Below are 12,203 nucleotides of genomic sequence, written 5' to 3'. Positions count from 1 at the left end.
CCACCACGCCCGCGCCGAAAACCTCCGCAAAGCCACCACCGCAACCCGGCAACCGCTACAGTAAACACCGCTCACAGGTGGGGAATTTCGCCGAGCAGAAGTGGGGAATTTCGCTGAGCCTCGTCACCAAGCCCGCACTCCTCTGCGCGATGCTGTCTGTTTTGACTATGTCGTAGGGGTCAGTGCCGTGCGTTACCGGCACCGCTCCTACTGAAGAGTAAGCAATGTTGGGTGCCGACGAGCGCCTCGCCCGTCGCCCACACGACGGGCTCCGCAACAGCGAGGATCACGCTCAAATCTCAGAACGAATGCCACTGACCTCCCAAGTCCGCTCTCCCGCCAGTGAACCGGTCGGACGCGCGAAGGCACAGGTGCCACTACTGCGGTACCCCGATCGCGGCTGGTCGGCTGGAACTCGCACCGGTGATAATCGGTCTTTTATCAGCCGGAGTCTTTCAGCTCAAGTTTGAGCCCGAGCGCTTGAGCGATCTTGACGATCGTGGCGGTAGTGACGTCACCGTTCGCCTCAACACGAGCGATGGTTGGACGAGAGACCCCTGATTGCTGACCGAGTTCCGTTTGGGACCATCCGCGCTTCTTGCGAGCCTCACGGATGGTCTCGCCAAAACTTACTTGTTCGCACTGTTTCTCGTTCACGGGGTCGACGACTCTGGTGCGGCTTGAGCGCCGAGGTCACCACGGTGCTGGGAGTGGAGCGCGTCCGCCGCGATGTCCGCGATCTCAGCGAGGAACGCCGGGTCAGTTATGTAGGACTGGATTTCCTGAGACTCCTGGCATGTTCTTAGCACCGCGAGCCCTACAGCGCTGCTGAATCCATGGGATGCCTTGAGCTGCGCGACGGTGTTGTTTCTCGCCATCGCGACAGCCTCGTCGTTCGCGTCGAGGAAGCCCCAGAACGTGGTGATGAAGCCGGAAACGCTCTCCGGACTCACCTCTACGCCCTTGGCCTTGAACATCTCGTTCACCCGGTCGATGGCCTCGTCGAGCGGGCCGCGCTTGGGCACGCTCCCGGACTTGTGCTCGCCGTCGAACTCGGGGAGCTTGATGCGGTCCCCGCTGCCCTCGCTCAGCGAGTGGTCCTCGTTGATGGCCGACGGCACGAGCTTCACGCCCGAGAGTTGTACCCCCTCAAGGTAGCTGTCGTCGTAATCATTCCCGTCAGTGTGGAGATTGCGTCCGAGCAGGGTCGCGAGGATCGCGCGGCGGNGAAGNTCAGGGTCCTGGTAGTCGACGATCTGGCTGAGGAACTGCCAGGCGTTGCGGTAGCTGAGCACGTCCGCGCGAAAGCCCTCCAGCGCTTCCTTCTGAGCCTTGTCCTTAGTCAGCCGCGCCTGCCGCCACTGCCCACTCCAACGGTTCTTGATCGGCGAGAGTGCCTTGGCGATCGCTTCTCCCCCGGAGTCATCCAGGAAAGCGTCCGCGACCGCATCCATCTCGTCATGGGAGTAAAGCCCCGCCGTGTCGAGCCGCTCGCCGACCGTGTAGAGCGCATTGGGATTGACGTCTCCATCGACGTGCGCGTCGGAGTAGTAGAGCTTGAAGTCCTCCTGGACACTCGCCGGGGTGTTGCGGAAGTCAACGACCATCGGGGCAGTCTTCCCCGGATAGATGCGGTTCAGCCTCGAGAGCGTCTGGACCGTGGCGACGCCGGATAGCTTCTTGTCGACATACATCGCCATGAGGCGCGGCTCGTCGAAGCCGGTCTGGAATTTGTTGGCAACAATAAGGACTCGGTAGATACCCTCCTCTCGGAACGCCTTAGCGACGTCGCTGCGGCCGTTCACTGAGACCTCGGTGACGCTCTCACCCGTGTCGTCGGTGAGGGAGCCCGAGAATGCCACTAAAGTGCTCAAGTCGCTGTAGCCCTGGGTCGCGATGTAATCGTCCATCTTTCGCGACCAGCTCAGCGCCTCCATTCGCGAGCTTGTCACGACCATGGCCTTCGCCTCGCCGCCAAGCATCTGCATGACGTTCCGACGGAAGTGTTCGATCACGACGCGAACCTTCTGCGCGATCGCGGTCGGGTGGAGACGGGCGTAGCGGACGATGTTGGTGACCGCCTCGCCAGTGTTGACCTGGATCTCGTTCTCGGACTCTTCGCCTTCGAGCGCGTTCTTCACCCGGAGGAACATGTCGTAGGTCGAGTAGTTGGTGAGTACGTCGAGGATGAAACCCTCTTCGATCGCCTGGGCCATCGTATAGGTGTCGAAGGCCTCCCAGCGGCCGTCACGCTCAGTGCCGAACAGTCGCAGCGTCTTACCTTTGGGGGTGGCGGTGAGCGCGACGAAGGTGATGTTGCTGGAGGCGGCGATGGCCGAGTCCTTGGCCTGGAGCAGGTCGTCGGCGCTGATGTCGTCCTCATCGGCATCGAGCTCGACGTCGGCGAGCAGCTCCTTGAGTTGACGCGCGGTCGAGCCGGACTGTGAAGAGTGCGCCTCGTCGGCGACCACGGCCCAGTGCCGCCCGCGCAGCTCCTGAGTGTCCTCGATGAGCTTCATGACCTCGGGAAACGTCTGCAGGGTGCAGGTGATGATGTGGTCGCCCTCGATCAGCGCCTTCTTCAGCTGCGGGGATTTCGCCCCGGACTTCTCGCCAACAGTGACGACAAGGCCCTTGCTCGACTGCACGAGGTTCATGTCGTCACGGATATTCTCGTCGAGGGCGGTGCGGTCGGTGACGACGATGACGGAGTCAAACGTCGACTTCGATTCGGCGCTCATGTGACGGATCAAGCGATGGCTGAGCCAAGCAATCGTCTTCGTCTTTCCCGAGCCAGCCGAGTGCCAAATCAAGTAGCGTTTGCCCGTGCCGTTGGCCTCGATGTCGGCGACGATCCGCTCGACAGCACGCAGTTGGTGGAAGCGCGGAAACACCAGGCGCCCCTCTTCCTTCTTGCCCGCCTTGCTCGGCTCGAAGAGCGCGAAGTCCTTGAGGATGCGCATGAACATCGGGCGCGCGAGAATCTCCCGCCACAGGTAGTTCGTCGACGAGCCGCTACTCGACGGAGGATTTCCTCCGTGGCCGTCGTTGCCCTGGTTGAACGGCAAGAACACGGTGTCGCCGCCCTGCAGCTTCGTCGTCATGTAGACGAGGTCGTTGGACACCGCGAAGTGGACGAGTGCGCGACCAGGCGCGAGGAGCGCACGATTCTTGCCGGGCTTGCGGTCCTCCTTGTACTGCCGGATCGCATGATTAACCGTCTGCGTGTTGTCGGTCTTGAGCTCCAGCGTCACGACCGGGATGCCGTTGGCGGTGAGCACGACGTCGAGGGTCTCGTTGGTCGTGGTATCGAAGCGCACTTGACGCAGGATGCGCAGGCGCACAGCGGCGGACGCCTCGAGCACCTCGATCAGGTTGGGATTCGCCGGCGGGAACTCCATCATCGGCCCGAACTTCGCGGCGGGACGGCCCACCTGCGCGTAGGTGAAACCCTTGCGCAGCACGCCGAGAAGTCCCCCGACCGGGTGGCCGGTAGTCGGGTCCATCCTCGTGGACTTGGCTAGCTCCTTGGTGATGTGCTGGAGCAGCTTGCGTTCGGCGTCTGTCTTCTGGCCGTTGATGAGGTCACCGGGGACCGCCTTCTCGTACTCGTCCGGGTATTGGGTGGCTAACCAGTGCAGCACGTCGGCAGGAGCCATCGCGAGAGCGATGTCCCAGCCGGTCGGCTTGCCGCTATCTTCGTACAGCCAGCCGCGCTCCGCGAGCTCGGTACAGAGGTTCTCCTCGAACTCCAGCTCCATCAGCTGTGCATGCCCCATCACGCCACGTCTTTCGGTCCGGTCACTGCGTCAGTGATAAACGCGGAACACCGCTCGACGAGAAGATCTCTCAGTGTGGCGACCTTTGCAAGCATAGTGTCGATCCTTCCTGTGACCGCGTCGAGTTGATCGGCGATGCGGATCTGTTCGTCAAGGGGCGGCAACGGCACCGGAGTCGCGTCCAGCACGGTCTTGGTGACCCGTTGTGCGTTAGGGCGCACCCCTGTGGATATGGCCGCGAAGTAGTCGACGTACCGCGAACTCCTAAAGAGGTGATGTACATAACGCGGCTCGAATCTCTTGGAGATCCAGAACGCCTTGTAATCGGGGCTGATATACCCGGTGTATTGCGACACGCCCAGGCCACCATGGTTGAGCCACATCATGTTGGCAGCGAGCTGCCCGGGCCGGACAACCCGATAGTTCGACACGTCAAACGATGGCTGCTGCCCGTTAGTTCGAGTGTTCAATTCGACGCCTCGATACTCGGAGATGGAAAGGAGCGGGCCTGGTGGGTTCACGCCGTTCCGCTCAGTGCTTTCGAAGAAGTCGTAGCCGAACTTCGTGCGCTGCCAATGCGCGGGGATACCGGCGAGCGGTGAATGCGGGTCATCATGCTGCCCCATCTGGGCATCGGAAAGCTTGAAGACGACGGCAGCAGTGTGAGTCAGCCGCCGCCGAAGAGCCGCTGCCAGATCGTCCAGCTTGACGATCATCGCCTCGACCTTGTCGAGATCGTCCGCGATAGCACGCTGCGCGGATTTAGGTGGTAGCGGAATGCGTATGCGAGACATTCTCGTGAAGTTCGTGGACCATAGGTCGTCAACAATTCCCACACCCCAGCGGAAGAATTCTTCCTGAAACGGGATGCTACGCATGAGGTGGTGCCCGTACTCAGCGACCAGAAGATCCGGGTTCGGCGTCATTACGGAGTAAACAAGCGAGACGCTCCCATCTTGACGCGCCAGCCCAGAAGCCCCGCGCCGGTCAGACCGCGTGTTAATAACCAAATCGCCAGCCCGTACAAGCTTGCGGTCGCCTTCAGTTTGGGTCTTGGCGACTCCTTCCAGCTGTGGGGTAACTCCGCGCTTTCCAACAGACAATGCGTCGAAATCCGCTTCGCGTACTTTCTCGGTGCGTTCAATGACTACGGAGGAAAGTGGAGCCATCGGATAGATACTGCTCTCAAGCGAAGACTTGTGCACTGCGCGACTAATCATTCCTCACTCACCGTCTTGAACATCTCAGCAAGTTCGCTCATGAGCCTTTGCACATCAAAGTCGATCTCGGCGACAGGACGTGGCTTCTCAGGCACGTAAAAGACCCGCGTGAATGGGATCTCGGTACCGTGTTTGGCCTTGCTTGCGTCCCACACGACATCGGGAGCGAACGGCAGTACCTCCTGCTTCATGTGCTCGGCAAGGTCCTCACTCAATGGCACGCGCTCGATGATCTTCCATCCATCGGCGATGACGGGCTCACCCTTCCGGTCGACGGCGAGAGGTGCAGTGTCATCGGCCACAGCCATAGCCTTCATGACAGCGTCGACGAGGCCGAGCGAAGCCTTCAAACCTGCTGCTTTCGCAGCTTGCGGGAACGACTTCAGTAGGTCGTTCCAGGGCGTGCCATCAAGCGACTCCAGCACCGCGACGTGCGCGTCGGTGAAGTCGCGGCGGCTGCGGAGCTCGTCGACCGCCTTCTCGCTGAAGCGAGTCGCGAGCCGGGCCTGCTTGTAGACCGGGACGTCCCGAAACATTAGATCCTCAGGCGTCACCACACGGGAGATCGTTGGATCTGCGTGCTCGAACAACCTGTACGCCTCGAGCAACCGGCTTCGGTTGTCCTTGCTCATCTCGCGGCGCTTGTCGCCCATGGGCCTGCGCATGGGCTCCCACTGATTAGAGCCGTCGATGAGCTGAATCTTGCCCTTGCGCTCAGGGTCCTTATTTGCGTCGAGGATCCAGACGTAGGTCGGAATTCCAGTGCCGTAGAACATGTCCGCCGGCAGAGCGATCATCGCGTCGATGAGGTCTTCTTCGAGCAGCCACTGACGGATTGCGTTCGGGCCCTTGTCGCTGTTAAACAACGGCGAGGCGTTGGAGACCACCGCAGCGCGTCCGCCCTGGCCGTTCTTCTCCGCCGGACTAAGCTTCGAGGCGCAGTGCGCCAGGAACAGCATCTGGCCGTCACTCGTGCTCGGCAACCCGTGGCTGAAGCGTGAGCCGGGTGTCTTGGCCTGCTCGCGAACGGACTTCTGGTCAGCCGACCAATCCTTACCGAACGGCGGATTCGAGAGCACGTAGTCGAAGGTTTGGCCCTCGTAGAGGTCCTCGACGAGGGTATTCCCCTGCTTGATCGCATCCGGGCGACCACCCTGGATAAGAAGGTCGGCTTTGCCGAGACCGAACGCCGCCGGCATCAGCTCCTGGCCGTAGAGCGTCACGTCAATCTTCTCGTTCATTCGCCTCAGCGCGTCCTGGGCGACGAGCAGCATGCCGCCGGAACCCGCGGTCGGATCGTAGATCGAGCGCAGCGCGCTCTCGCCGGCGAGGGTGTCGTCGTCGTTGGTGATCAGGATGTCTACCATGAGCTTGATCGCATCGCGCGGGGTATAGAACGCACCCGCGGCCTTCCCTTTCTTGTTGAAGGCTCGGTACATCACGTCCTCGAATACGTCGCCCATCGCCGTGTTGGCAAGCTCGGATGGAGACAGGTCCAGCTTGGAGAAGTGCTTAACAACGGCGTGAAGGCGGTTAGCGTCGGCGAGCATCTTTGCCCGTCGGGCGAAGTCGAAGGCGACCCAAATGTCGGCGATGTTGTGGGAGAAGCCGGCGATATAGCTCTGCAGCGACTTCTCGACGTTGTCGTCGACCGAGGCGATGGTGGGAAGGTCCAGCGACGAGACGTTGTAGAAGCTCAGCTTGAACCGGTCCTTCACCGCGATGTCGATCAGGTGCGGGGGCAGCTCGCCAAGCGACGCAACAAACTTGGTCACCTGATCCTTCGAGGCGGCGAGCATGCACTCCAAGCGCCGCAGCACGGTGAACGGCAGGATGAAGTCACCGTAGTCCTCGGGCTCTACCACGTCCCGCAGGAACTTGTCCGCCGTGTCCCAGACGATGCGAGCGGTCGTCGTGCTTGTTGATGTTGCCGTCGGCTCTGCCATGCTTGCTCGTTTCTTGTCAATGCCCGCGTTCGCTGTATCAGAAACTTTACACATCATCCGATGTTCCAAAACATGACATTCGGTCGGCGGATGAGGCGGCCCGGAGAGACGACATGCCCTGAGGGTTTATATCCGCCTTTGTGACGCTCAGTGCCGGGCGGGTGCTCATTCCACTTCATGCTCGATACCGACGATGCTAGTAAGGCCAAGAAGAGCTCGACTGTCTCATTTCCTTGGATATTGAGACGTCCTGAAACCGCCGACAACCTGGGGTAACGCGCCAGGTCGATGCGTCTCAAAAGTTAATTCTAGAACTGCGTGTCGAAACAGCAGTACGAACACAACTTTCGATACTCTCCGGCGCATGGAGCTGGGGTACGCGCGGGTATCGACGACCAAGCAGGACCTCGACCGGCAGATCGACGCCCTCACCGCCGCAGGAGTCGACCCGGAACACATCTACGTCGACCGCAAGTCCGGAGCCACCACCGATCGACCGGGACTGGCGGCACTGGTCGAGTACGCCCGCGCCGGGGACGTCATCGTCGTGCACACCCTCGACCGATTGGGTCGCACCGTACGAGACACGCTCAATCTGATCCACGACCTGCACGAGCGGGCCGTCGGGGTCCGCAATCTCGCCGATCCGATCCGGGTCGACTCATCGGATCCGGACGATCCGATGGCGCGGTTAGCGGGGGCGGTGCTGGCGCTGTTCGGGCAGATGGAACGCACCTACTCCCTCGAGCGGGCCGCGCACGCCCGGGCGGTGGCCACGGCGAAGGGCCGCCGGACCGGCCGACCCTCGGTGGTGTCGCCGGCGCAACTCGCCTCCGCCGCCGCGCTACGCGACGGTGGCGCCACGGTTGCCGAGATCGTCGCCCAGACCGGGCTGACCCGCTCGACCCTCTACCGGCATCTGCCGTCGCGGCCGGCCGATCCGCCCGCCGCCGCGATCACCCCCGCCGAGCCTTCGGCCGCCTCGAGCGCGGCGGACACGGCGGCGCGACCGGAGGATCGGCTCGAGTGCCCGACCTGCGGATACCGGCCGTCGACGCGACGGGAGATGATCCCGCACCTGGGCGACCTCGACACGCTCTGGCTGCACCTCGACGACCACGGGCAGGTGCGCGAGCAGCGGCACTGTGCCCGCTGCCAACCCCACGAGCAGGTCGTGGCGATCAGTTGCGCTCGCTGCGGCGCCGGGCCGCTGATCAGTGGTGCCGATGCCGACGCCGATGCCGACCTGCCTATGACGGTCCTGCGCTGGCTCGAGGGACAAGGGTGGGAAACAGGCACAACCCTGGTGTGCACCAACCATTTCTGACCCGGGAGCGGTCAGCACTGTCCCCTCAGAAGAACGTCATCCTTCGCAGTTGCGCTGCGTTGACGAACGGGGCTGTGTGTCGGCCGATGTCCGAGGCTTCGACGACGGTGACCGGATCCGGTCCGGTCTCGTCATCGGTGCGGCGCAACCACATCGCCCAGTTCTGCAGCGTGCTGCCCCATTTCGAGGGATAGACGATCCCGTGGGGACGCGACCCGTCGTCGAGCATCACCGTGTCCCGGATCCACGTCGCAATCCCGGTGGTCAGCATCTTCTGCTGATCCGAGGAATCGGTCAGCTCGCTCAGCGTCAACCGTCCCACCGCACACCGCGACATCAACGCGCTCAGTTCGCGGTCGATCACCGAGATACTGTCCGCGCCGGTTATGTCGACGAACCAGCCCTCGGCCGGCAGGCGCAATTCGTAGAGATTGCGTACCCGGCGCCATCCCTGCGAGATCGACCGGTACGGCATGGCGCCGTGCCGGGGAAGCTCGCTCGCGATCTGCGCATCGAAGGTCAAGGCGTCGGACGAGTCGACGTCATCGAAGAGCTCGGTCATCGGGATCTGCGGCGGATCAGGATCGATGTACTCGAGCACCTCGACGAACGCACCCACCGCGGTGCTGCCGCCGTAGATGGTCCGTCCCGGGGTGTCCCACCGTGACCACCGGCTCGGGTCGCCGGCGTCCTGACGGGGTGGAGGGTTGAGCGGACCGTGCGTGGTCTTGGCCACCCGAAAGATGGTGCGGCCTGCGCTACGCACCACATTCAGACCCGTCGTCGCGCATACCGCAACACCACCGTCGGCATCGCTCCAGGTCTGAACCAACATGGCCTCCTTATACAAGCTCACCAGTATAAGAAGGCGGCCCGACCGGACTCGGCGGCCCGTCAGGCGTAGTAGTTGTCCTCGACGAAGGCCGCTGCCGCGCGATAGACATCCGGGATCTTGTTGTCCCGGATGAACTCGGCCGGAGTGTGGCCACCGAGACGCGGGTTCGCCGAGATCAGCCATCCTCGGGCGACCTGATCGTTCTCCGCGTCCTCGATCAGGCGAAACACCGCATGCGCTGCCTTGAGCCGGGTCACCTTGTCGTCCGAAGGGGTCGCGTGCGTCTTCTCCCCCGGGGGTGTCGCCCAGCGTGCGGGCATCGCCCGGCTCCGCGAGTTCGCGATGTAGGCCGTCAAGGTGCGGCCCAACCGCTCGAGCAGGTACGCCACCACTTGATGGGTGTCCATACGGGCCGTGGCATCGCACGTCCTGGTCAACACGTCCACCGCCGGCTCCCTCCTTCTCGGGCGCGTCCCTGCGCTGTCCGATACCTCAAGAGTAGCGAAGTATCGCCAAAATATCTCTAGAAGGTGATCCGATAAACCTGTGGATGACCATTCCACGTCGTGATGTGCTCCGGCCGTCACTCTCCGCACGTCAGCGGCGCCGTCGGGCGTAAGCCGGCGTCCCCGGCCGTACCCTGACCACACGGCCACCGCGGCGACACACAACCGGCTGCATCGAGCGCAACGGGTCGACTCTGCTGTACGTCGGCATCAGCCCCACGGCTCCGCCACGCAACGGCGGGGTCGCGAGCAGTCAGAGACTGCGTTTCGGATCGGTACCCACTACACGGGCGACGCGGCGGGGTCGACGCTACGGCTGAGCCTGGGCACTCTGCTGTCCTCCACGTGGGGGATCGAGCTTCGGCGGTTCGGATCGGGTGATCGTCTGCACTTCGGCGCCGGGGAGCGCGAGCTGTCCCGGTGGATGCACGCACACGCCCGGGTCGGGTGGGTCGTCGATGAGGCTCCCTGGGAGCTCGAATCCCGGTTGTTCGGAAAACTTGTCGTCCCTCTCAACCTGGACGGCAACGACCATTGTGGTTTTCACGCCCGGATGCGGGAGACGCGCCGGGCGGCTCGTGCCCGCGCCCTGCCGGCGCTCCCGAACCCCGGGGTCGGAGGAAGATATCGGTGACGATTGCCTCCCCATATGCTGCCGCGCCAGCCGCTTCGCGCCGGCTTGCCCTCGGATACTGTGGTCGCGGCGTACCCACAGCGAAACTTCCTCGGGGGTGAGTGATTCCCCCCGGGTCGAAGGACGGCCCCCGATCCCCCTCGGTCGGGGGCCGTCACCGTTTCCGCTACACGACGTGCTGCCGGTCTACCCTCATCGCGTGGACAGCGAGGGACAGATCGTCGGGGACGTGGCGGCGGCGATGAGCGACGACGAACTCGCCACGGCGATCGCCGCCGTGCACGCCCACGAACGCGACCTGCTCCTCGCCGGGCACATCGACCGCGCGTGCCGCGTCGCCGGCGACAAGTTCTTCCCTCCTGTCCGCGCAGGCCGATCGGCGGCGCTGACGCCGATCACACAGTGTCACCAGCACCGATTCGGTATTTTTCTGAGTGCCGTTCGATTCGGTATCTGGTCTTGGACTGCCTGTAGCGATCGATGCCGGAAAAGACCGAGAAGAGACAAGGTCCGACACTGTGACGGCCCTTGAGGCAAGTCTCGCGGGCAGTGCGCTGCGGTATGTGATGCGGTGGCCGCGAACAACGGTGACACATGGATCCCCGAAATTCGGTATTTATATGATTTCCGTCCGTGTCAGATTTTGCTCTCGGGACTAGGGCGCCACGCGGCCAGTGCCTCGACCGAGGCCGGCGTGTCGTCCTCGCTCTAGCGTCTGTGCCTGAGCGGGCGACAGCAACCAGCTCGCGCATTCGGTCGGTCCGGATTCCGGGAGTCGACACTGACGGCCGCGGATCTGCGCGGCGAGCGGTGTGGTGCTCCGGATCTCGGACATAGCGATGGTTCCTGTTCTCACGGGTCGGCGTTGCGGCGGTGGTATCCGGGACCCGGTGTGGCACACTCGGGACTTCCTGCTGGGGTGAGCGATTCCTCCGGTGGTGAAGGACGGCCCCCGCGACACCTCGTTCGGGGGCCGTCGCCCGTTGCCGTCGACGTCGCCGAGGTCCGGGCAGGGCCCTGGACCCGGGCTCGGCCACGACCACGGGTGAATATGGCTCGGTTCCCGAGAGCGCGAGCGCTACGACGCGGTGCGTGCCGCAGGGCCGCCGCGAGGTCGGTGGCGCGCAGACCCTGCTCCCAGCGCTCGGCGGCAGAGGCGTCGGCGATCGGGTGCGGGGTACGACGCAGCGCGGCCTCGGCCAGTCGGTCCTCGATCGGGTCCCATGCGGGTGCGGCGCCGCCGCTGGTGTCCCCGACCACGATCACCTCGACCGGCGCGGTGATCCCGAGGTCCGCTGCGGCGCGGCGGGCATGTTCGGTGAAGGCGGCGACGAACGCGGCCTTATCGGCTTCTTCGAGCGTCTCGATCGCGAGTTGTTCGCGCGCGAGCGCGGCCGCCGCGTCGCTGTCCTCGTCGAGGCCGTCGTAGAGCTGGTCGATCTCCTCCATGTCGTCGAGGAACAGGTCTTCCATGCCGAGTTCGCGCCAGCACTCGTCGAGGTGCAGCGTGAGGCGGACCGGTTCGGTGCGGTAGGGCGCGAGCTCGTCCGCCGGTGCGGTGCCCGCGACGAGCTGTGCGACGAGGTCGGTCTCCCACGAGGTCGGGCGGCCGGCGAGCAGCCGGTCGCGGGAGCCGACGTTCGCGGCCACCACGGTAAGGATCTCGGCCAGCGTGTCGGCGAAGTCCACGGCCGAGCCGTCGGCGCGGGTGCTGCGGGCGATCGCGGTCAGCGCGGCGATGGCCTCCGCTGTGGTCTGCGGGTCCACCCCGGCGGTGGACGGGCGCGAGCGCCGGGTCCCGTCGGGGTGGACCTCACCGGGGCCGGCGGCGGGCGATGAATCCGGGGAGGCGGCGACGGCGCGCATTGCCTCCGGCAGCGAGGTGCCGGGATGGTCGGCCTGGTAGGCGCGGGCGGCCTTCTTGCGGGCGGAGTTCTTGGTCATGGGCAGGCTCCG

Annotated in this window: 9 protein-coding genes and 1 pseudogene; 2 read left to right on the top strand and 8 right to left on the bottom strand. The window is 64.0% G+C overall.

Annotation, left to right across the window (positions count from 1 at the left end):
- Positions 1–441: 441 nt before the first annotated feature.
- The 4 genes from Q8814_RS19985 to Q8814_RS19970 form a co-directional block, all read right to left on the bottom strand.
- Positions 442–657, bottom strand: coding sequence for a helix-turn-helix domain-containing protein (locus Q8814_RS19985; RefSeq protein ID WP_330153741.1), 216 nt, complete (start codon positions 655–657; stop codon positions 442–444).
- Positions 654–3,401, bottom strand: coding sequence for a type I restriction endonuclease subunit R (locus tag Q8814_RS19980; RefSeq protein WP_456239113.1), 2,748 nt, complete (start codon positions 3,399–3,401; stop codon positions 654–656). Before Q8814_RS19980 ends, Q8814_RS19985 begins: the two co-directional genes overlap by 4 nt.
- A 377-nt stretch (positions 3,402–3,778) precedes the next feature.
- Complete coding sequence (locus tag Q8814_RS19975) at positions 3,779–4,948, bottom strand: restriction endonuclease subunit S (protein ID WP_330153739.1); 1,170 nt, start codon at positions 4,946–4,948, stop codon at positions 3,779–3,781.
- Between the two features lie 47 nt (positions 4,949–4,995).
- Complete coding sequence (locus tag Q8814_RS19970) at positions 4,996–6,945, bottom strand: type I restriction-modification system subunit M (RefSeq protein ID WP_330153737.1); 1,950 nt, start codon at positions 6,943–6,945, stop codon at positions 4,996–4,998.
- A 364-nt stretch (positions 6,946–7,309) separates the two neighbouring features.
- On the opposite strand from Q8814_RS19970, the gene Q8814_RS19965 reads away from it, so the two are divergent.
- A complete protein-coding gene (locus Q8814_RS19965) occupies positions 7,310–8,272 on the top strand; it encodes a recombinase family protein (protein WP_330153736.1) in 963 nt (320 codons plus the stop codon).
- Positions 8,273–8,297: 25 nt separating this feature from the next.
- Here the strand turns inward: Q8814_RS19965 and Q8814_RS19960 are convergent, their stop codons facing one another.
- Entirely contained in the window at positions 8,298–9,107 is an 810-nt protein-coding gene (locus Q8814_RS19960; protein ID WP_330153735.1) for an RES domain-containing protein, read from the bottom strand.
- 59 nt (positions 9,108–9,166) lie between these two features.
- Positions 9,167–9,553, bottom strand: coding sequence for an antitoxin Xre/MbcA/ParS toxin-binding domain-containing protein (locus tag Q8814_RS19955; RefSeq protein ID WP_330153734.1), 387 nt, complete (start codon positions 9,551–9,553; stop codon positions 9,167–9,169).
- 229 nt (positions 9,554–9,782) lie between these two features.
- Here Q8814_RS19955 and Q8814_RS26555 point away from each other — a divergent pair, with 229 nt between their 5' ends.
- A complete protein-coding gene (locus Q8814_RS26555; RefSeq protein WP_408015945.1) occupies positions 9,783–10,247 on the top strand; it encodes a GIY-YIG nuclease family protein in 465 nt (154 codons plus the stop codon).
- 166 nt (positions 10,248–10,413) lie between these two features.
- Here the strand turns inward: Q8814_RS26555 and Q8814_RS19950 are convergent, their stop codons facing one another.
- Together Q8814_RS19950 and Q8814_RS19945 are read right to left on the bottom strand one after the other, a co-directional pair.
- On the bottom strand, positions 10,414–10,662 hold the full coding sequence (locus Q8814_RS19950) for a hypothetical protein (RefSeq protein WP_330153733.1): 249 nt from the start codon (positions 10,660–10,662) through the stop codon (positions 10,414–10,416).
- A gap of 437 nt (positions 10,663–11,099) precedes the next feature.
- A pseudogene (locus Q8814_RS19945) lies at positions 11,100–12,203 on the bottom strand (hypothetical protein); the annotation flags it as partial.

The sequence above is a fragment of the Rhodococcus chondri genome (assembly GCF_036327435.1).
Taxonomy (GTDB): Bacteria; Actinomycetota; Actinomycetes; order Mycobacteriales; family Mycobacteriaceae; genus Rhodococcus; species Rhodococcus chondri.
Note: the sequence above shows the minus strand (reverse complement) of the source record. Positions and strands in the feature narration are given on the sequence as shown.

Coding starts and splice junctions, on each gene's coding strand:
- Q8814_RS19975 (WP_330153739.1), bottom strand. CDS start 4,948: ATGGCTCCACTTTCCTCCGTAGTCATTGAACGCACCGAGAAAGTACGC.
- Q8814_RS19970 (WP_330153737.1), bottom strand. CDS start 6,945: ATGGCAGAGCCGACGGCAACATCAACAAGCACGACGACCGCTCGCATC.
- Q8814_RS19965 (WP_330153736.1), top strand. CDS start 7,310: ATGGAGCTGGGGTACGCGCGGGTATCGACGACCAAGCAGGACCTCGAC.
- Q8814_RS19960 (WP_330153735.1), bottom strand. CDS start 9,107: ATGTTGGTTCAGACCTGGAGCGATGCCGACGGTGGTGTTGCGGTATGC.